Origin of the sequence: Psychrobacillus mangrovi, from assembly GCF_037104765.1 — a bacterium.
GTDB classification, from domain to species: domain Bacteria; phylum Bacillota; class Bacilli; order Bacillales_A; family Planococcaceae; genus Psychrobacillus; species Psychrobacillus mangrovi.
In genome coordinates this window covers 1-21851 of sequence record NZ_JBAWSY010000015.1, presented here as the reverse complement: position 1 = coordinate 21851, position 21851 = coordinate 1, and the positions used below count along the sequence as shown (strand labels likewise).

Below are 21851 nucleotides of genomic sequence, written 5' to 3'. Positions count from 1 at the left end.
ACTCATTCCCCGCTTCACATGGCCCCCCAATAAGCATAAGACAAAATTGGTTTTTATCTTATGGAAACATCTTCCTATCAGTTTATGGGGTTAGCGCTGTAGCTAGATTGAAAAAAAGGCATCCCTTTCGTAAAGTATGGAATGCCTATAATATTATTTTAACCTTCTGCAACTGTTTCTTTTGCCTTCGTGCGAACGACGAATTCATCATTCTCTACATCAAACACAACATGTTGACCAGTGAGCACTTCACCTTTGAGTAATTCTTCAGAAAGTCGATCTTCTACGTGTTTTTGTAATGCTCTACGCAATGGACGAGCACCATAAGCAGGATCATATCCTTCTGTTGTAATTTTTTCTTGAGCTGCTTCTGTTAATTCAAGTTCAATGCCTTGCTCTTTTAAGCGTTTTGCAAGCTGTTCTGTCATAAGTGTTACGATTTGTTTTAAATGTTCTCTTTCTAGAGAGTGGAATACGATCATTTCATCTAGACGGTTTAAGAATTCAGGACGGAATGCTTTTTTCAATTCTTCTAGCATTTTACCTTTCATATCTTTATAGTCTGTTTTTCCACCTTCATTTAAGTTAAATCCAACATGTTTATTGTATCTAAGAGCATCTGCACCAACATTTGAAGTCATAATAACAACGGTATTACGGAAATCTACAGTACGTCCTTTAGAATCTGTTAAACGACCATCTTCTAATACTTGAAGAAGAATATTAAATACATCAGGATGCGCTTTTTCAATTTCGTCTAATAAAATTACAGAGTAAGGTTTACGACGAACTTTTTCCGTTAACTGGCCGCCATCATCAAATCCAACATATCCTGGAGGTGAACCAACAAGACGAGAAGTTGAGTGTTTTTCCATATACTCTGACATATCTACTCGAATCATAGCATCTTCGTCACCGAACATTACTTCAGCTAAAGCGCGAGCAAGTTCTGTTTTCCCAACACCAGTAGGTCCAAGGAAAATAAATGAACCAATTGGACGTTTAGGATCTTTTAAACCTGCGCGTGCTCGACGGATTGCACGAGAAATTGCATCTACAGCTTCTGATTGTCCAATTACTCTTTCATGAAGCTTTTCTTCTAATTTTAATAACTTTTCAGATTCAGTTTGTGCTAGTTTCGATACCGGAACTCCCGTCCACATAGAAACAACTGCTGCGATATCTTCTACTGTCACTTCAGATTCTTCTTTGCCTTGTTTTTCTTTCCAAGTGTCTTTCATTTTTTCTAATTCATCTTTTAGTTTTTGCTCTTTATCACGGAAAGAAGCAGCTTTTTCAAATTCTTGACTTTGAACTGCAGCATTTTTCTCCGAACGAACCGCTTCTAATTTAGCTTCTAATTCTTTTAAATTAGGTGGTGTTGTATAAGAGCGAAGTCTTACTTTTGAGCCAGCTTCATCGATTAAATCGATTGCTTTGTCTGGTAAGAAACGATCAGAAATATAACGATCAGACATTTTTACCGCAGCCTCTACTGCTTCATCTGTAATTTTCACACGGTGATGCGCTTCATAACGATCACGCAAACCATATATAATTTGAATTGCTTCATCAACAGATGGTTCATCCACTTGAATTGGTTGGAAACGACGCTCAAGAGCTGCATCTTTTTCAATGTATTTACGGTATTCATCTAAAGTAGTCGCACCGATACATTGAATTTCTCCACGTGCTAATGCAGGCTTAAGAATATTTGATGCATCAATTGCTCCTTCTGCTCCGCCCGCTCCAATTAAAGTATGAAGCTCATCTATGAATAAAATAACATTTCCGGCTTGGCGAATTTCATCCATCACTTTTTTCAAGCGATCCTCGAATTCCCCACGATATTTTGTACCCGCAACGACCGTACCCATATCAAGCGTCATGACACGTTTATCACGTAGGATTTCAGGTACTTCATTTTGTACGATTTGTTGTGCTAGACCTTCAGCAATTGCTGTTTTACCTACCCCAGGTTCACCGATTAGTACAGGATTATTTTTAGTACGACGAGCCAAAATTTCGATAACACGTGTAATTTCTTTACTTCGTCCTATAACCGGATCCAGTGTGCCTTCTCTTGCAATTTGAGTTAAATCGCGTGCTAACCCATCTAAAGTTGGCGTACTAGCAGGCGCTGCACTATTGCTACCGTTGCCGTGCGATTGGTCTGAACTTCCTAATAATTGAAGAACTTGTTGACGTGCTTTATTCAAACTTACTCCTGCATTATTCAATACTCTCGCAGCCACGCCTTCACCTTCACGGATTAATGCAAGCAACAAATGCTCCGTTCCAATATAGGAATGACCTAACTTGCGAGACTCATCCACTGAAAGTTCAATCACTTTTTTCGCTCGTGGCGTGTAATGAACGATTGGACCAACTTCTTCGGTCCCTTTCCCAACTAACTCTTCAATTCCCGCTTCAATTACCTTTGGATCTACTTCGATTGCTTCGAGCGCTTTTGCTGCAATTCCGCTTCCTTCACGAATAAGACCAAGTAATATATGTTCTGTACCAATAGATTCATGCTTTAAACGAATAGCTTCTTCTTGTGCTAGTTGTAATACTTTTTGAGATCTTTGTGTAAATCGATTAAACATCATGCAAGTTCCTCTCCTTTTGTATTCAGTTTTTCTCCCATTTGCAACCGTTCCCTTAATAACTTCGCTCGAAACATATCTCGTTCCGAAGCATTTAATGTTGTTTCCGCATTCTTTTGAAGAAAACCAGGTTGCATAAACACCATACATTCATTCAAAATAGTTACATCTACGTCTTGAATAAGTCCCATATCTATTCCTAAACGTACATCTGATAAGCATTTTGCCGCTTCTTCTGTCGAAATAATCCGAGCAAAAGACAACGTACCTAGTGAACGGTATAACCTATCCTCTAGTGTATTGGCAGAATGATTTAATAGTGAATTTCTTGCTTCTCTTTCTTTTTGAATAATTTGTTCGGCAATACTGTGAAGATCGGCAAGTATATCCTCTTCTGTTTTACCTAGTGTCGTCTGATTTGACACTTGATAAACATTGCCGAGCGCTTCGCTGCCCTCACCGTATATTCCTCTTACAACCATTCCCAGTCTCGAAATAATTGTAACAATTCGGTTCATTTGTTTCGTCATTGTTAAAGCTGGCAAATGCATCATAACTGATGCTCGTAAGCCTGTTCCCGTATTTGTTGGACAACTTGTTAAATATCCAAACTGTTCATCAAACGCATATGGTAACTCTTTTTCTAATAATCGATCAATCTTATCCGCTTGATCATACGCTTCTTGTATTTGTAATCCCGAAAACAAGCATTGAATTCGGATATGATCTTCTTCATTGACCATTACACTGACAGACTCATCATCCGATAATAACACTGACCCTGTTTCCGGTGAATTGGCAAGTTTCGGACTAATTAAGTGCTTTTCTACCAACACTTGACGACTCAACTCAGACAAGTCTTTTATTTGGATAGAAGTAAAGTTCGCATGCAGTTCTTCATTTGCATCTAATAGAGTAGCCGAAACGGATTGGTCAATTTTATGCGCTTCATCTTCTGTAAATGCTAGTGGGAAGCGAAAGCCATTTAAGTTTCTGGCTAATCGTATTCTAGTACTCATAACTATATCTGAATGCTCTCCATTCCCCGCCATCCAGCTTGAGGGAGAATTATCTAAAAAGCGTTCAATTGACATGTGAATCGTCACCTCCATTTGCAAGCTTACTTTCGAGTTCTCTTACCTCGTCTCTTAACTTAGCAGCTTCCTCGAAACGTTCTGTTTCAATAGCGTCTTTCATTTGCAAACGAATAGCTTCAATTTTCTTCTTCAACGCTAGTATCTCCCCAAGTGCTCCTGGCGCTTTTCCGACATGCTTAGTATTGCCGTTATGCAATCGTTTAAATACATTGGGCAGTTGCTTTCTGAAGCTATTGTAGCAAGACGCACAACCAAACTTTCCTTCATCTAGAAAACGTTGGATCGACCAACCGCATTCATCACAAACTAATTGTGGTTTACTTTGTGTCTGGTGAACTGGCTGCTGATCTGCGTGACTGAACCAATTCGACAGAAGCTGATGTAGTGAGAGTGGATCCTGTTTATACTCTACGTAAAACGGGTGGAGACTATTAGCGCAGACTTCACAATAATGTCTCTCAAAGTGTTCACCGTTATGCACTTGTGTAACCGTTACTTTCGCTGGTCTTTGCTTACAATTTTCACAAATCACTTTTCAACACCCCGTTTATTTCACTTTTTTTCATATTTTAATGTTAATAACATAGCTCTCAAAATACGCGATCTCAATTCATCTCTTGCAGGAAGTGGGATCACAAGAGTTGTACGGTCCATCGCGGCTAAAATGAGCTTTGCTTCTCGTCTTGTAATAACTTCTTCATCGATTAATCGAAATACAATATCTTCTGTCATTGATTCAGATGCACCATTTTGTAAGCTTTGTATTATATGCTCAATCAAATCAGCCTTATTATGCGCACGGACGCGGAGAATTCGAATATATCCCCCACCACCACGCTTACTTTCAACTAAATATCCGCGATCTTGGGTAAATCGAGTATTAATCACATAGTTTATTTGTGATGGAACACATTGAAATTTTTCAGCAATTTCACTTCGCTTTATTTCAATTTGCCCCTTACTCTCTTCTTCTATAATTGACTTCAAATAACCTTCAATAATGTCAGATATATTTTTCATCTTCTCACCTCTTCTCGCAAACTGACTTTGACTAACTTTGACTATATTATAACGAGAAATTTTTAGATGTGCAATTGATATGATTCGTATCGATATAGACAAAAAACTACTAACCGAATCGGTTAGTAGTAGTTAGGTTGTATCAAAGGGACCACTTGTATTCCACAAATCTTTTATTTGTATATTAATTGTGTAATAAAGAAGCTCGGTTCTATTTCAATATCATTTATTTTTTTGAATCCGAAACGTTCGTACAATTGAATAGCAGGAGTATTTTTCGCTCCAGTTGAAACTTCAATGTGCTGATTTTCCTTTTTGATTTCTAATACATACTTTAATAATGCGGATGCAATTCCTTTACGAAAAAAGTTCGGATGTACAACGAGTCTGCAAATATCTATAAGTCCGTCAGTTATCATAAACGATATAAAGCCGGTCAATTGCGACTCATCATAATATCCAACAAAAATTTCCTTTGAAATCATTATGTTATGAATAGTATCCTTAAGCTGAGGAATTCCATTAAATCCGATCAGCTCTGCCTCAATTTTATAAGCAGGCAATTGAATTTCTAAAATCTCCTTAGCAACTTTCTCTTCTTGATGATGAAGGGACTGTATCAACCTAAAAACTCCTTTAAGTAACAATCATTTTTTCTTTTTATAGTTACTTCTTTGTATTTTGGTCACTTGCTTCCATTTGTCTCGTTCTACTTTTCGAGCGACGATATCATTTTTTCTTTCAATATGCGCAAGCTCTTTTAATAGCTTCAAATAGCTTTTATATCGTTCTTCTTTGAGTGAACCTGTTGTAATTGCTTCTCGTATTGCGCATCCTGGCTCTTTTTGATGTTTGCAATCACGAAAGCGGCATTCATCCGCTAGTTCTTCAATATCTTTAAAACTTGCACTCACACCTTCACTACTTTCCCATAGTTGGAATTCTCTCATCCCAGGTGTATCTATCAATAGTCCACCACTCGGAAGCAATGATAATTCACGGTGTGTCGTTGTATGACGACCTTTACTGTCATCTTCCCGAATATTGCTAACGGCCATTACTTCTTCTCTAGATAATGCATTTATTAAGGATGATTTACCCACACCTGAGGATCCTAATAGTGCTCCTGTTTTACCAGCTGATAATAGTACCGAAAGTTCATCGATTCCTTCGCCTGTAACGCTACTCACTGTAAAAATATCTACACCAAAAGCGACAGACTCCACTTCATTAATATAATAGGCAAGATCATCACAAGTATCTTTTTTCGTAAGTACCACAATCGGTGTAGCGCCTGAATCCCATGCTGCTAATAGATAACGCTCTAATCTACGGACATTAAAATCGTGATTTAGAGACATTACAAGAAACACATAATCCACATTGACCGCTATTAATTGAATATCAGTCGTCATGCCAGCCACTTTTCTTGAGAACTGTGAACTACGTGGAAGCACTTCTTGAATTATTCCTTTTTCTTCGCCTGGCATTCGATCGAGCACGACCCAATCCCCCACTGCTGGAAATGCCTCCCGGTCATGATCAAATTTAAATTTTCCAGATAGAGAACATAGCCATTCTCCTTCATTTGTTATGACACGATACAAATTTTTATGTTCAAGCAGGACACGCCCTGCAATTCCTTGTGAAATCATTTTTTCTTCCCATTTATTAGTCCAACCATATTTTTCGATTAAATTCAATTTTGCTTCCTCCTAATTTTAGACACTAAAAGCGCAAGCCGCTCTATCGGCGACTGGAGCTAGACAATAAAAAAACCATGACTGCACGAATCAGCAATCATGGTTTCCCCGGTCATTAGTAAAGAAGCGCATCAAAAAGTTTACGAAAAACATTTGCAGTATAAGCAAATGAAAAGCATATTCGTTTTACAATTAGAAACACATAGAGTGGGACATCATGAACTTACCGATTCGTTGATTCGTATATACACTTGCCATAATGCCTCACTCCTTTCCTTAAGTTGTTTTCAGAATACAATAAGAATTGCTAATATGTCAATAACAATTTATGCAGTTACATCGCGTTTTGTGAATGACCAGTAACTAATCACTAAAAATAGTACGACATATGCCAAAATTACAGTGATTGAAAATGGCATCGATAATCCCTCAATCATTGGTCGACCATTTCCAATATACTGACTCAAGTCTGTGTTCGCAAACAAGATATACTTTGGAAATTCAAATCTCACCGATAACAGATATGTTATATTTACACCCATAAACATAAGGAAGATCGATATCCCAATTGCAAGAGAACTTGAACGGAATACGGAACCGATCATAAACGCAAGCGTTCCAATTACAAAAACATTTACAAGCGACAGTCCAATTAATAATAATAGTCTTCCCCAAAAAGAAACTTCTACTATCTGACCATTTAGTACTTCTAAATTTGTTCCAGGAGCAGAATCAAAGAAAATAAACGCTCCTATTACTCCGAAAATAAGCATAATGATGGAAATTACTGTTGCAAATATCTCGACCGTCAAAAGTTTGGAGGTGAGTATTTTCCACCTTTTCACCGGTCTCGTTAATAGCATTTTTATTGTCCCTTGCGAAAACTCGGACGCTACAATTCCTGCTGCTACAACTACAGTAAATAACGTGATAAACGAAAGATACTCAGGAACTGTGTTTAAAAATCCTTTTACACTATTTGAACTAATTGGCGCAACATCATTCTCCAATCGATGTTTCTCGAGTGCCAATTGGTCACCTATTCTTTCCTTTTCCTCACTAGGCAAGTTAGGAATCGCCATTTGTTCTTCCAAAGCTTTAACCTGACTTTGAGAAATTTGCTTCCAATTTTCACTAGGCTCTATTTGGCTTTCCATCCATTTTGTTATGCCTGCTGAACCAATCATTAATAACGCAATGAGCACTACCATTACCCAGGTAGCCTTTTTACTCCATAGCTTTAGCCATTCATTTTTTATGAGATTCAGCAATTTGTCCGCCTCCTGTCATTTCTAAAAATTGATCTTCTAACGTTTTTCTATGTGGATGCAAAGAATAGATTTGCAAATCATTCGAAACCATTTCTGCAACTAAAACAGGAACCTCTTTCGTTTCTATTGGAAGAAGATAGCCATTTTCATACGCTTCTACTTTTATGTTTTTAGAAGCAAAGAATCCAAGTGCTTGATCCTTTGGAGTAGCTTCCACGTAATAATGCGATTCTTGTTCTTCTTTTACTTCTTTAATAGAAATTAGTTTCCCATTTTGAATGACAGCGATTCTATCACACATCAATTCTATTTCTGCTAATAAGTGACTAGAAACAAAAATAGAAACGTCATCTTCTATAGATATTTTACGTAAATACATACGGAATTCACGAATTCCAGCTGGATCTAATCCATTCGTAGGCTCATCTAATATCAAGAATTTTGGTCGATGCAAAAGTGCTTGGGCAAGACCTAGGCGTTGACGCATACCGAGTGAATAGGTAGACACTTTCTCATGAATTCTATTTTGAAGACCTACTTGAGCAATTACTTCGTCTATTCGATCTTTTGTTACATTTTTGTTCATTCGTGCAAAATGAACTAAATTTTTATAACCACTCATAAACTTATACATTTCCGGATTTTCAACTATTACACCGACTTTACTCATCGACTCTTCAAAATTTGTTGAAATTGCTTGCCCATCGATAAAAACCTCTCCAGATGTAGGCTTCATGAGTCCTGTCATCATTCGAATTGTCGTTGTTTTACCAGCTCCATTAGGACCTAAAAATCCGGTAATTTGACCTGGCAACAAATCTAAACTAAGATCATCAATAATTTTCTTTTTCCCAATAACTTTCGTTACATTTTGAAGTTTAACTATTGGCTTTGTTTCCATTGATCTCACCTTCCCTAAATAGACGCGTCATCCACGTCGTAATATCTATTCTCTGTAACTCACGAATAGCTTCCACTGGCTCATTGGCAATAATATTACCATCACGTAATACAACGATATTGTCTAAAATAGGCTCCACATCTTTTAACTCGTGTGTAGACAAAATGATCGTTTGTGATTCGGTATCTACAAATTGGATAAACCCTTTAATAATGGATTGTCTTACCATAGGATCTAAGCCCGATAAAGGTTCATCAAGAAGATAGTAATCCACTTCTCTTCCTAGGGTTGCAGCAATTTTAGCTCGCCCTCTGTTCCCTTTCGAAAGTTTTTTTAGTGATGCGTTCAAATCAATGTCTAAAAACTGTGCCACAATACATGCTTTATCAAAGTTAAAATCAGGAAACTGAGAATCATAATACTGAAATAATTGCTTAACTGTAAAATATGGATAAATTTCATCTGCATCAGGCAGGTAAGCTACATGATTTGCTGTTTTCTTCGAAACATTTACCCCATCAAGTGTAATCTTACCATATTGTGGCAGAGAAACCCCAGACATAATCTTTAACAATGTAGACTTTCCGCTACCGTTCTCTCCCACCAGTCCAATAATCCTACCCCTTGGTAAAGTCAATGTAATATTCTTTACAGCTTCTTTTTTCCCATATTTTTTTGTTACATTGTTAAATTGAATCAATCTAATTCACCCCTGTTTCTTTTGGAAATTTGAACAATTACTTCTTGTTCGGTAAACCCAAAAGACTCCATTTGATGAATAAAGTTGGTCACTAGACTTTGCATCATCTCTTCCCTTAATTCTTCTAGCCGCTGCATATCATCCGTCACAAACGTCCCCTGCCCTCGCTTAGTTTCTGTAAGGTGCATCAGTTCCAATTCCTTATACACCCTTTGCATCGTGTTTGCATTCACGCCAAATTCTAGTGCATATTCTCGAACAGAAGGTAAACGATCGCCGGGCTTTACGCTCCCCTTCAGTAAATCGCCAAATATTTTCTCCATAATTTGTTGATATATTGGTTTATCCGGTAAAAAATCCATTTTATTTATCCTCTCACTTTCTTATCAAAAGCATATACGGAGACAATAAATAAAAACGTAAAAAAGAGAATCTCAAATACTATATCACCTATGAAAATGTTATCGGGCAAATGGTAAGTAATATAAAAATTTTCAGAAGACACTTCTCCTAGACCTATTTCGGGGAGCTTTACCGCTCCGTAGTCGGTTAAATTTCTGTAAAAATTTGATTCTATAAACTTTGTGTAATAATGAAAGGCAATAAAATATAAAATGACTGCCACAACATTTGAAAAGATAGCATTGATTTGGCGAATCATTCGTGCAACTACCCACATAGCAAAAATTCCAATTGTAAAAGTAATAGTTGATAATATAACGGTTATGATCAGTCCTAATTCTAATTTGATTACAGAAGAAATTGGTACCACGTTAAATTTTGAAAACAATAAACTAGCTATTATAGTCGCTATACCAATACAAGCTAGCAATATTATGTTATATAGAGAAATCGAAACTAATTTTGCCCCAACTAATTTAAAAGATGATGCTGCAGTATGAAACCAAATATCTGGTCTCTTCATTTCACGCTCTAAACTAGAAAAAAATATAAATACCATTCCCAATACATACAAAAAACCCAACATTGCTGAAATAATCAGAACATGTATACCATAATTTTGTTCTACATTAAATATTCTTCCGATTAATAATGGTCCTAATACTACCACAGGAATATTTACAATGATTGCTAAGTAAATAAATGTTTTGTAAATCATCCACTCTTTCCATAACAATCCTCCCCATTGACTCATTCTTTCCCCTCACAATCTTAGTGTTCTAGTTACATAATACACTGGTATTATCTAAATTGTCAAACATTAATGGAAAATTTTATTTATTATGGTACAGTTCAATTTAGGGAGGGATGAAAATGGATTTTGATACAACAATGGCCGAGCAATATGATCGTGGAATTAGAAGAGCACTGCCTACCTATGATTCAATGCTTCGATTAATCCAAACATTTTTAAGGGCAAATACAAATGAAGAAGCAAACATTTTAGTGGTAGGAGCAGGTGGTGGCAATGAGGTGTCTAGCTTTAGCTTGAATAATCCAAGGTGGACATTTACGGGGGTAGATCCATCTGAGACGATGTTGACAGTCGCAACTGAAAAATGCAAAGACGCTGGAGTAAGTGATCGTGTGGAATTGATACAAGGTACCGTGGAAGACGTAGAAGGTTTAGCTAATTTTGACGCAGCTACGTGTATTTTAGTCTTACACTTCATTCATGCTTATGAAGAAAAATTAAAAACACTTCAAGAGATTCACTCTAGATTAAAAAATGGAGCTCCGTTCGTATTAATTAGTAAGTATGGGGAGCCTACTAGTGACGAGTTTAAGGAACGATTAGCTCTATGGAAAAGTTATTGGCTGGATACTACGAAACTATCCATTGAGGAAGTAGAGGAAATGGAACGAGATATCCTTTCTCTATCTTACTTGCCTGAAGAAGCAATCGTACAATTACTAGCAGAAGCAGGTTTTATACGTGTCGCAAAGTTTTTCTCCACAACACTATTCGGTGGATGGATTTGTTTTAAGGAATAATGTAAAAGAAGCATCTGCATGTGCAGACGCTTCGGATTGTAGACAAACTCAAACTTATTTGTATATAGGATACCAGGTTTTCCGAAGCTTACCGCTCGCTTTCCGCAGGAGTCGAGCAGACGCTTCTCCAAACCAATGAACTGTTATCTTATTATTTACTATATACTTAGTAAGAATAATCTTGAGTTAATAGAAAATGATGAAAAAAAATCAAAATAATGAATGAGAACAATTGTCTTCAATCTGAGCCCTCTGCATTCGCAGACGCTTCTTTTAATCAGGCTTTGTTAAAGGATACTTTTGTTATCTTTAAGTACAGATCATACCGTACCTATATGTTTTCGTGCTGACCGCATGTATCTACTAGTAAAAAGTACAAAGCTTCAAATACCTGATTCTATACTCCACGCTGTGATGAAATGAATACCAAACTATATTCACAGGTGTCATCAGGATGTGCGCCTTACATGCCGCATGAGCGCGAAGAATGAGACTCCGCATAAGGATGTGGGAGTGAGTGAAACGAACGACTCATCCTGCGGTGGCTCATGCGTAGCGTGCGGCAAGCGCACGTCCGTGTGGTTGGCATTATTACACTAGATGAACAGATTTTTTTAAAAAACCACTATGAAGGTTAACGAAGCCTTAATTATATAAATGACATGCCACGAAATGTCCTGGTTCTTGTTCCTTCCAGGCTGGCTTTTCTTCTGCACAAATAGACATAGCATGGGCACAGCGAGTTCTGAATACACATCCAGATGGCGGATTTATAGGACTAGGAAGCTCCCCTTTTAATAGAATTCGTTGTCTTGATTCTTCAATATCTGGATCCGGAATAGGAATTGCGGATAGCAATGCCTGAGTATACGGATGCAGTGGATTATCATATAGCTGATTACTCGTTGTAAGTTCAACCATATGACCTAAATACATTACCCCAATACGGTCAGAAATGTATTTTACCATTGATAAATCGTGAGCTATAAATAAGTAAGTTAATCCCTTTTCTTTTTGCAATCGTTGAAGTAGCTTCACTACTTGCGCTTGTACGGAAACATCAAGTGCAGAAATTGGCTCATCTGCAATGATAAATTCAGGATCTAATGCCAGCGCTCGAGCTATTCCAATCCGCTGTCGTTGTCCACCTGAAAATTCATGGGGATAGCGGTTGGCATGATCTCTATTCAGACCTACGTCCTCCAATAGCTCATACACTCTATTTTTTAACGCTTCTTTTGTTTTATACAAATTATGTATTTCCATAGGTTCTGCAATAATTTCTAACACTGTTGACCGTGGATTTAACGATGCATATGGATCTTGGAAAATCATCTGCATCTTTTTTAAAAAATCTTTACGTTCCTTGTCAATCATCGTATGCACATTCTTGCCCTCAAACAAAACGTTTCCTTCCGTTTTGTTATATAAACCTAAAATTGTTCGGCCTGCAGTAGATTTTCCGCAACCAGACTCCCCTACAAGGCCAAATGTTTCACCCTTCACAATATCAAAACTAATCCCATCTACTGCTTTTAAAGTTTGACCGTGCCCTATTTCAAAGTGACGCTTCAAATCTTGTACGGACAAAAGAACCTTTTCTGCCATGTTAATCCCCCCTATACGGCAAATCTTCTCACTGCACATATTTCCTTCACAAGCTTAGAACCTTCTAATACTAAAATTTCAACTGTTTGCCCAGTGGATGGGGAATGAAGTAACTGTCCATTTCCATAATAAAATCCAACATGACGCACAGATCCTTTCCCTTCGTCATTTGCGAAAAAGATTAAATCACCCTTTTTCCATAAGGAGGTATTATCAATCGGTACTTCTTCTCCACTAACCGCTTGGTCACTTGCATCTCGCGGGATTAAATAGCCACATGCCTTCAACATATTGTATGAGAATCCTGAACAATCATAGCCATAAGGAGACATACCGCCCCATAAGTAAGGAAGATCTAAGTAAAGCTCACCTAAATCCACTGCATCTTCTGCAGATTGTTGAGAAAATCGCTCCATCGTTTCAGCAAAATTTGCGTGCTTTTTTGATAGCAATGCTTTTCCATGGGGGGTTTGTACTTGAAAATAGGTTACATTCTCTGAAATAACAGGAAGTGTCGTATTAAATGGCAGTACAAGCAGCGGCTTCTCATTCATATCCAAAAGCTGAGCTTTCATGGAGGAAACACGTGTAACGCCAATTGCATCTACTCGCTCCTGTTTTGATAGTTGCGATAAAGGAACCCAACCAGGATAACCACGAGAATCCTTTTTAGAAGACTGCCATATTGCGATAATTTTAGCCCAGTCTCCTTCAATTTTTTCTATAAGCACAGGCTCTCCATATAAAAGTTGCGTTTGTACTCTGTTTTCATTACAAAGTGCAAGTCTTTCTTTATAAGGTAATGCTTCTAGCCATTCAACTAATAAAACAGGATTTGCAATACCAGGTGCATCTAAATCTCTGGCAGAAGACGGTTCCGTCCAAACAGTAGCGACTTTCACAGAACAAACCCATTCATTTGCTTCTGTAGTCATTCATAAGCCCCCTTATTCCTTCTTAATACGTGAAATACCAAGTCCATTTTCATTCGAAAACCTCATTCTACTTGCTTCGTATATGACCCCACCAAGAACAAGATCCTTTGCTAGCATTAGTGGTGCATCAAAATCGAAGTATTGAATATTTGGATGACTAGCAGCAAAATGAGCAGCCGCTGTAATTCCTATTTTTGTTTCAATCATACTGCCTACCATACATGCAACACCATTTGCTTCAGCAAGTGTATTAATTTTTTTAGCGTTATATATACCGCCTGATTTCATCAGCTTAATATTAATCAAATCTGCAGCACGCATTTCTAAAACCCTTTTGGCATCATTTACTGAAAATACACTTTCATCAGCCATGATTGGAGTATCCGTTCGATCAGTTACATATTTCAATCCTTCTATATCATGAGCTGGAACAGGTTGCTCTACAAACTCGATAGCAAGACCAGCATCCTCCATTTTTTGGATTGCACGTACTGCTTCTTTTGCATTCCAACCTTGGTTTGCATCAAGTCTTAGCTTCGGTCCATTTCCTACTCTTTCTCGGATAGCAAGAATACGGTCGATATCATCTTTTATTTCTCCTATACCAACCTTTACTTTCAGTATGTCAAACCCGTCCTTTACATATCGCTCAGCATCATCTGCCATTTCTGTTGGTTCATTTACACTAACTGTAAAATCAGTTTCAAGCGTACTTCGATACCCACCTAGAAATTGATATAAAGGAAGTCCGGACATACGTGAAAGTAAATCGTGTATCGCCATATCAACTGCTGCTTTCGCACTCGTATTTCTTACAAGAGAATTGTTCAATTTTTGAAAAATGATTTCACTTTCCAAAAGATTTATTCCAATTAATTGAGGCGCAATTATTTCATTGACAGCGTACCGAATACTGTCCATTGACTCTCCTGTAATAACATGCGTAGGAGGCGCTTCACCATAACCAATTTGCCCTTCACTCGTAGTGACCTTAACAAAAATAGAATATGCAGTAGTAACAGTACGTAGGGCAGTTTTAAAAGGCTTTGTAAGCGGAACTGCCACATCCCATGTTTCAATAGATTGTATAATCAACTAGATGTCCCCCTTATTCCACACCTGGAAGGATAACAAGTGATAAGTTTTCTGCATCCAGCTGTGCCTCGGAGCCAAGCGGAACTGCAAAATGCGGCTCACAATGCCCAATTTTGAAGCCTTTCACTGCGGGCTTTCCTAAATTACCTATATAGTGATCCAACACTTCGTCTAAAGACAAGGAAACTTTGCGTTTTTTAGGCTCTGCATCATTAAAGTCCCCAATGACAAAGCCTGCAGCATCATCCAATTTGCCCGCTTGTCTAAGCTGATTGAGCATCCCATCCACACGGTATGGCTCTTCTCCAATATCTTCTATTAACAATATTTTATCTCTTGTATCTACTTCGTATTTCGTCCCTATTCCACTTGCAAGTAGTGATAAATTTCCGCCCGTTAACTCTCCTCGTGCTACTCCTCCTGAGATGCTAGTGAGTGGGGAAATTGCTGCTGAATAGTGAAGCTCCATTGGCTCAAATAACTGTTGAAACATTTTTCTGGATAAATCCGAAAAAGTAGATTTCCCTACATCAGAAGCTAGCATTGGACCATGGAAAGTGACGATATCTGAATATAAATTCATCCCTGTATGTAAAAAAGTAATATCTGAATATCCCCAGAAAATTTTAGGGTGTTCATTCATTAATTGAAAATCTATTTTATCTGTATACCGAGCTGAACCATAACCTCCACCTGCACAAATGATTCCGGCGATGTCCGGGTTACCAAACATTTCATGTAAATCTTCTAATCTATCTTCATCATTACCAGCAAGATAACCATACACGTTTTCTACACTTTTCCCCATTTGATAAGACAAGCCTAGTTCATCTAGAAATGCTAGTGAATTGTTTAACTGCTTTAGATTAGGGGGACTGGAAGGAGCGATAATTCCAATCGTATCTCCTTTTTGCAATCTTTTCGGTCGAATTTTCATATAGGTAATCTCCTTAATATAGAAGATGCGGCACTACTTTGAGCACCGCATCCATCAGTTTAAAAATTTTAGGCGCTTATACTTTTTATTCTTTATCTGCCGATTTTAAATCCATATAACCTACCGGATGTCTAACGATACCAGATACGTTGGACTTTTCAAGTGTTACTTGGTTGTAGTAATGTACTGGGAAAACTGGCATTTCTTCCATTAGCATTGCGTCTGCTTGGATTAACATTTCCCAACGTTTAGCTTCATCTGTTTCGTTTTTAATATCTTCAATCAAGTTATCATATTCAGGATTTGACCATGTTGTACGATTCATAGAAGAACCAGTTATGAAGCTTTCTAATGCGTTTACTGGATCAGCATAGTCAAATAAGAAAGATGAACGTGACAATTGGTATTTAAATTCTTTTTGCTCCGCAGAGAATACACTTGCTTCTACATTTTGCAGCTTCACATCCACCCCTAATACTTCTTTAAACTTACTTTGAAGAGCTTCAGCAATTTTTTTATGAGTGTCACTTGTAGAGTAAGTTAAAACCACTTCCGGTAATGCCGTGTATCCTTCTTCAGCCATACCTTCAGCTAATAATGTTTTTGCCTTTTCTGCATCAAAACCAGTTAACTTGCCTGCAGTTTCTCTAAATTCTTTACCATCTGGACCAATAAAACCATAAGGAACAAATCCTTCTGCTGGCTTCTCACCATTTTTCGTTACAAAATCCACGATTTCTTGTTGGTTAACCGCTAAGCCAAATGCTTGGCGAATTTTTTTGTTTGTAAAAGGCTCTTGTGATACATTAAAACGATAGAAGTATAAACCTGCTTGATCTTCATTTTTAAGCTCTGGATCACTCATTAGCTGATCTGCAAGTTCAGATGGAACATCAGAGACATCTAGTTCTCCAGTTTTGTACATTTGATATTCCGTGTTTGAGTCATCTACCATTGCCCATTCAATTTTGTCTAGCTTAACAGAACCTGCATCCCAATAGTTTTCATTTTTTGCAAACGAGAAGCTTACATCATGTTCCCATGATGCCAATTTAAATGGTCCATTTCCAACAAATGTGCCTGCTTCTGTAAACCAAGTTGGATTTTCCGTCGCCACTTTTTCATTTACCGGGAAAAAGCTTGGATTCGTAATAATATTCAAGAATGCCTCTGTAGGTGTATTTAATTTAACTTCGAACACTTTTTCTTCTAATGCTTTAATCGCTACAGCGTCAGCAGTACCTTCTCCATTATTGTATGCCTCTGCTCCTTCAATGAAATATGCAAGGAAAGCTGCTGGAGAGGCAGTTTCTGGATTTAACATATGCAACCAGCCATATACGAAGTCACTTGCTAGTACCGGATCTCCATTAGACCATTTTGCATCCTCACGAATTGTAAACGTATATGTCAAACCATCTTCAGATACATCTACTTTCTCAGCCGTAGCTGGCTCTGCAATATGTTCCTTTGAAAGTCTTACTAATCCTTCCATAATATTGTTTAATGAATTCCAGGATACTGCATCAAACCCTACGGATGGGTCAAACGAGGTTGGTTCATTTCCATTATTTAAATAAAGTACTTTTTCTTTTGCCACTTCTGCTTCTTCGGTTTTTTCTTCCCCTTTTGTTGTCTCTGCAGGTTTTTCTTCGCCTGCATTTTTGTTTGCTGTACACGCTGATAGCACCAATGCCAAAAATGCTAAAGCAAATAACGATAACCACTTCTTCATTTTAGTTCCCCCTTTGTATTGTATATATGTGAATGCACTTTCGCGCGCTCATCCAACCCTATCTTTGCTCTACCAATACTTTTGCCCGCTCATCTTGTAACCAGCAATCAACTGCATGCGCTTCTGATAACCTTGCAGTAAATGGATAGGCATGCTCACAAACCTCCATTGCAAAATCACAACGGGCGGTAAAAGGACACCCCTTTGGAGGTGAAAATAAATCAGGTGGAGTACCTTCTATTGGTTGTAATTCTTCTTCCTCCAGATCTAGTCGCGGGACCGAATTTAATAATCCTTTAGTATATGGATGCTCTGGGGTATAGAAGATTTCTCTTTTATCACCGATTTCCACAATTTTTCCCGCATACATTACCGCAATCCGGTCTGCAATTTTAGCCACAACTCCTAAATCATGTGTGATTAGTATAATAGATATGTCCGTTTTTCGTTGAATCTCCTCAAACAGTTCTAAAATCTGCGCTTGAATCGTTACATCTAATGCTGTTGTCGGTTCGTCCGCGATCAATAATTCTGGGTCACAAATAAGTGCAATTGCAATCACTATTCGTTGACGCATTCCACCTGAAAACTGGTGAGGAAATTGCTTTAACCGTTCTTCAGGATTTGGAATCCCTACAAGATTTAACATCTCAATCGCTTTCTTTTTTGCTTCTTGCTTTCCTATTTTATGGTGCGTTCGTAGCCCTTCAGTCAGTTGTTCTCCAATGGAAAGTGTAGGATTTAACGCTGTCATAGGATCTTGGAAGATCATCGAAATATCTACACCTTGTACTTTCCTTAGCTGTGCTTTAGACAATTTAGTTAAGTCTTTGCCTTTGAACATAATACTCCCATTTTTAATGATTCCAGCAGGCTGTGGAATCAACCCCATAATTGCATTGGAAGTAACACTTTTACCACACCCAGATTCACCTACAATAGCAAGTGTTTCCCCTTTATATAAATCGAAACTAACACCTCTAATGGCTTCAACTTCCCCCCCGAATGTGCGGAAAGAAACTTGTAAGTTATCAACTAGTAAAATTTTCTCTTTTAGGTCATTCACCAACTGTTACCTCCTTAACTTCGGATCGAGTGCATCTTGCAAACCATCTCCCAATACATTAAAAGCAAACATCGTTAGGGAAATGAAAAGTGCTGGAAAGAATAAACGCCACCAGTGACCAGATAAAATTACTGGTAATGCATCATTCGCCATGACACCCCAACTTGCAAAAGGTGCTGCAATACCTAATCCTAAAAAGCTTAGAAATGCTTCTGCAAAAATAGCACTTGGAACAGTAAGCGTCATTTGAACTATAATCGGACCCATCGTATTTGGCAGCAGATTTTTCCGTAAAATTCTAGAAGTCTTTGCACCAAAGGATTTAGAGGCAGTCACGAATTCATAGTTTTTTATTTGCAATACCTGTCCTCGAACAATACGAGCCATACCTACCCACCCTGTAACCGTAAGAGCTACAATAATGGTGGTTAAGCTTGCCCCCATTACAACCATTAATAATATAACGACTAACAAATGTGGCAATCCATAAAGCACTTCTACTATACGCATCATTAATGCATCTGTTCGTCCACCTTTATATCCACTTATACCACCGTAAATAATTCCAATGAAAAAGTCGATAAGGGCTGCCATTACCCCTACAAATAAAGAAATTCGAGCACCATACCAAGTCCTAGTAAATACGTCTCGACCTGCCTCATCCGTGCCAAACCAATGGGCGGCAGAAGGACCTTGGTTTTGACTTGGGTAATCTGTGGCAGTTACCGAATAAGGAGAAAAAATTGGACCAAATATGGCAAAAAGCGTAAGTAATATTAGAAATATTAGTCCGCCCATTGCAAGTTTATTTTTTCGTAGTCTACGCCATGCATCTTTCCAATAAGACAAAGAAGGCCTAACAACAGACTCTGCTTTTACTTGATCTTTTGGTTTTGGACGAAACCACTCGTCCTTTATATTTTGTGGGGACACCACGTTTTGTGGGTTTGTCATTACGCATCCCCCTCTTTACGATGTAATTTTATTCGTGGATCTAGAAATCCATATACAATATCTACTAGGAACAACATGAAAACGAGAAATGCACTATAGAAAACGGTAGATCCCATAATGACAGGATAATCTCGGTTATTAATGCTCTCTACAAAATATTTTCCCATTCCTGGAATGGCAAATATCCTCTCTATAACAAAAGTTCCCGTTAATATACCAGCAAGCATTGTTCCCAAAATTGTTACAACCGGCATAAGCGCATTTCTTAACGCATGTCGTACTACAATTCTCACCGGTGAGAGACCTTTTGCACGGGCCATTTTAATATAGTCCTGTGTTAATACTTCGAGCATGCTAGATCTCGTTAATCGTGCAATGATTGCTGTTGGACCTGTTGCAAGAGCAAGAGTAGGTAATATCATATGTATCGGGCTGCTCCAAGTAGCAGCTGGTAGCCACTGTAAGTTTACTGCCAATTGTTGTATAAGTAAGGTTGCAAGAACGAAATTTGGGACAGATATACCAACAACTGCAAAAGTCATCGCAAAGTAGTCAATTATTCCATTGTGCCGGAGTGCAGCAAGCGTCCCTAATATAATTCCGGATATTAAGGCGACAAGTATCGTAACCATTCCTAATTCAAAAGATATCGGAAATCCCCTTGCCAATAATTCATTTACGGAGTCATTCGGCTTTTTAATCGAAGGCCCGAAGTCAAATGTCACAATTGATTTTAAATAATACAAATACTGAACATGCATCGGTTCATCAAGTTTATAAAACTTTTCTAAGTTTGCTTGAATTGTAGGGTTAGATGTCCTTTCCCCGTCAAATGGAGAACCTGGAACCGAGTGCATTAATACGAAAGTTACGGTAGCAATGATTAGAATCGTAGCTATCATCATTAAAAAACGTTTAACAATATACTTCGCCATAAGCAAACTTCCCCCTTAACAAAATTTCGTTTGCATTGCTAGCTCTACCATCACAAGCATCGCACGGTATGCTTCTAATATATCTTTCGCCTCGAACTTAACGATTGTCGTTCCTTCTATAATTTCGCAACCTGGCATAAGTGCTGCCCATTCTGCTTGGCCATAATTGACAAACTCAATACGTAACGTTGGATTTTTGGGAGGTGTGAGCGGTTTAACCTGATTTCTTCCACTAATGGCTTGTGCAACCTTTTCTCTTAGTAATGCATGCGCTTTTTGCGGATGCAAGGTCTTAACGGCGGACCTAGAGATAGATTCTTTCACAACTGCAGTGACAACCCCAGGAATCAAAGCCTCTGCCTCTCTACAAGCTCCATCATCCCCTGCAACCATAATGACCGGCACGCCAAAATGGCCAGCTACATATGCATTTAATCCTAATTCACCAACTTCTACATCGTTTATATACATATTTCTTACTCCAAATATCATCGAGTGGCTCATAACTCCAGGTTGTCCTGCTCTTGAATGATACCCAGCAAATACTGCGCCAAGGTAGGACTCATCTAATGCCTGCACCATCGAAAAAGGTTTTACATCTCCTGTTATTAAAGAAGCTTCCGGATGTAACTCTTCTACTAAAATATTATTCATTTTAGAGTGACTATCATTAACTAGAACTTCTTTTACCCCTACTGATAAAGCGCCTTCTACAATTGCGTTTGCCTCTTGTGTCATTATACGGCGAGCACGTTCATAATTATGCTTACTGGAGTCCACAAAAGTATAATCTGGCAAACCTGTGATCCCTTCCATATCAATCGAAAGAAATAGCTTCATTTCCATCCCCCTTTAACATTTCATTCATCGAAATAACTATTACTTTATCAAAAGATATAGAAAATTTCAATATGTCCAAATATTTATAAAATATTTTTTTATTAGTTTGCAAAACTTCCTTGTTGGTTTTCTAAGAATTAATCTGTTTATCTAGTAGAATGCCAACCATACGGACGTGCGCTTACCACACGGTACGTATGAGCCATCGGAGGATGAGTCGTTACGCGAAAGTCCCATTCTTCTCTTCGCGCCCATGCGGCGTGCAAGGCGCACATCCTGATGACGCCAAAGGATATATTTTCATATTCATTTCATCACAGCGTGAAGTATAGCCTGTCTTAGGGATAACAACAGGACCAACTAATCGAGTAGAGGGAGAATAAGTTAACTTATTTTCGCCCCTCTCACAACACCGTACGTACGGTTCTCGTATACGGCGTTTCAATTTATATTACAGTGTGTACTTCTAAGTAACGTTCTAAAGCAGAG

21 protein-coding genes are annotated in these 21851 nt (G+C 38.1%); 1 reads left to right on the top strand and 20 read right to left on the bottom strand.

Annotated elements, in window-relative coordinates; genetic code table 11:
- Nucleotides 1-158: 158 nt before the first annotated feature.
- The 11 genes from WAX74_RS15775 to WAX74_RS15725 all read right to left on the bottom strand — a co-directional run bounded on the left by WAX74_RS15775 (nt 159) and on the right by WAX74_RS15725 (nt 10457).
- Entirely contained in the window at nt 159-2612 is a 2454-nt protein-coding gene (locus WAX74_RS15775; protein WP_336498635.1) for an ATP-dependent Clp protease ATP-binding subunit, read from the bottom strand.
- Complete coding sequence (locus WAX74_RS15770; RefSeq protein WP_336498634.1) at nt 2609-3703, bottom strand: protein arginine kinase; 1095 nt, start codon at nt 3701-3703, stop codon at nt 2609-2611. Before WAX74_RS15770 ends, WAX74_RS15775 begins: the two co-directional genes overlap by 4 nt.
- Entirely contained in the window at nt 3693-3839 is a 147-nt protein-coding gene (locus tag WAX74_RS15765) for a UvrB/UvrC motif-containing protein (protein ID WP_336498633.1), read from the bottom strand. The genes WAX74_RS15770 and WAX74_RS15765 overlap by 11 nt, the downstream gene beginning before the upstream one ends.
- 419 nt (nt 3840-4258) lie before the next feature.
- The gene (locus WAX74_RS15760) at nt 4259-4726 is read right to left on the bottom strand and encodes a CtsR family transcriptional regulator (RefSeq protein WP_336498632.1); all 468 of its coding nucleotides are present in this window, start codon (nt 4724-4726) and stop codon (nt 4259-4261) included.
- 173 nt (nt 4727-4899) lie between these two features.
- The gene (locus tag WAX74_RS15755) at nt 4900-5349 is read right to left on the bottom strand and encodes a GNAT family N-acetyltransferase (RefSeq protein ID WP_336498631.1); all 450 of its coding nucleotides are present in this window, start codon (nt 5347-5349) and stop codon (nt 4900-4902) included.
- A gap of 24 nt (nt 5350-5373) precedes the next feature.
- Entirely contained in the window at nt 5374-6429 is a 1056-nt protein-coding gene (gene rsgA / locus WAX74_RS15750) for a ribosome small subunit-dependent GTPase A (RefSeq protein WP_336498630.1), read from the bottom strand.
- Nucleotides 6430-6755: 326 nt separating this feature from the next.
- The gene (locus WAX74_RS15745) at nt 6756-7700 is read right to left on the bottom strand and encodes an ABC transporter permease (RefSeq protein ID WP_336498629.1); all 945 of its coding nucleotides are present in this window, start codon (nt 7698-7700) and stop codon (nt 6756-6758) included.
- Entirely contained in the window at nt 7678-8601 is a 924-nt protein-coding gene (locus tag WAX74_RS15740) for an ABC transporter ATP-binding protein (RefSeq protein ID WP_336498628.1), read from the bottom strand. Before WAX74_RS15740 ends, WAX74_RS15745 begins: the two co-directional genes overlap by 23 nt.
- Complete coding sequence (locus WAX74_RS15735) at nt 8579-9301, bottom strand: ABC transporter ATP-binding protein (protein WP_336498627.1); 723 nt, start codon at nt 9299-9301, stop codon at nt 8579-8581. The genes WAX74_RS15740 and WAX74_RS15735 overlap by 23 nt, the downstream gene beginning before the upstream one ends.
- Entirely contained in the window at nt 9298-9663 is a 366-nt protein-coding gene (locus WAX74_RS15730) for a GntR family transcriptional regulator (RefSeq protein WP_336498626.1), read from the bottom strand. The genes WAX74_RS15735 and WAX74_RS15730 overlap by 4 nt, the downstream gene beginning before the upstream one ends.
- Before the next feature lie 5 nt (nt 9664-9668).
- A complete protein-coding gene (locus WAX74_RS15725) occupies nt 9669-10457 on the bottom strand; it encodes a hypothetical protein (protein WP_336498625.1) in 789 nt (262 codons plus the stop codon).
- 119 nt (nt 10458-10576) lie between these two features.
- Between WAX74_RS15725 and WAX74_RS15720 the strand changes: the two genes are divergently transcribed.
- On the top strand, nt 10577-11257 hold the full coding sequence (locus WAX74_RS15720; RefSeq protein ID WP_336498624.1) for a class I SAM-dependent methyltransferase: 681 nt from the start codon (nt 10577-10579) through the stop codon (nt 11255-11257).
- Between the two features lie 645 nt (nt 11258-11902).
- Here the strand turns inward: WAX74_RS15720 and WAX74_RS15715 are convergent.
- The 9 genes from WAX74_RS15715 to WAX74_RS15675 all read right to left on the bottom strand — a co-directional run bounded on the left by WAX74_RS15715 (nt 11903) and on the right by WAX74_RS15675 (nt 21362).
- Nucleotides 11903-12865, bottom strand: coding sequence for an ABC transporter ATP-binding protein (locus WAX74_RS15715; protein ID WP_336498623.1), 963 nt, complete (start codon nt 12863-12865; stop codon nt 11903-11905).
- Nucleotides 12866-12876: 11 nt separating this feature from the next.
- Nucleotides 12877-13800, bottom strand: coding sequence for a C40 family peptidase (locus WAX74_RS15710; RefSeq protein WP_336498622.1), 924 nt, complete (start codon nt 13798-13800; stop codon nt 12877-12879).
- 12 nt (nt 13801-13812) lie between these two features.
- Nucleotides 13813-14895: a mandelate racemase/muconate lactonizing enzyme family protein gene (locus tag WAX74_RS15705; protein ID WP_336498621.1), complete on the bottom strand. Its 1083-nt coding sequence runs from the start codon at nt 14893-14895 to the stop codon at nt 13813-13815.
- 13 nt (nt 14896-14908) lie between these two features.
- On the bottom strand, nt 14909-15832 hold the full coding sequence (locus WAX74_RS15700; RefSeq protein ID WP_336498620.1) for a S66 peptidase family protein: 924 nt from the start codon (nt 15830-15832) through the stop codon (nt 14909-14911).
- Between the two features lie 85 nt (nt 15833-15917).
- Entirely contained in the window at nt 15918-17567 is a 1650-nt protein-coding gene (locus WAX74_RS15695) for a peptide ABC transporter substrate-binding protein (RefSeq protein ID WP_336498619.1), read from the bottom strand.
- A gap of 58 nt (nt 17568-17625) precedes the next feature.
- A complete protein-coding gene (locus WAX74_RS15690) occupies nt 17626-18633 on the bottom strand; it encodes an ABC transporter ATP-binding protein (RefSeq protein ID WP_336498618.1) in 1008 nt (335 codons plus the stop codon).
- A 6-nt stretch (nt 18634-18639) separates the two neighbouring features.
- Nucleotides 18640-19587: an ABC transporter permease gene (locus tag WAX74_RS15685; RefSeq protein WP_336498617.1), complete on the bottom strand. Its 948-nt coding sequence runs from the start codon at nt 19585-19587 to the stop codon at nt 18640-18642.
- The gene (locus WAX74_RS15680) at nt 19587-20522 is read right to left on the bottom strand and encodes an ABC transporter permease (RefSeq protein WP_336498616.1); all 936 of its coding nucleotides are present in this window, start codon (nt 20520-20522) and stop codon (nt 19587-19589) included. The genes WAX74_RS15685 and WAX74_RS15680 overlap by 1 nt, the downstream gene beginning before the upstream one ends.
- Before the next feature lie 15 nt (nt 20523-20537).
- Nucleotides 20538-21362 carry a M55 family metallopeptidase gene (locus WAX74_RS15675; protein WP_336498615.1) on the bottom strand — a complete coding sequence of 275 codons (825 nt, stop codon included), beginning with the start codon at nt 21360-21362 and terminating at the stop codon, nt 20538-20540.
- Between the last annotated feature and the right edge of the window lie 489 nt (nt 21363-21851).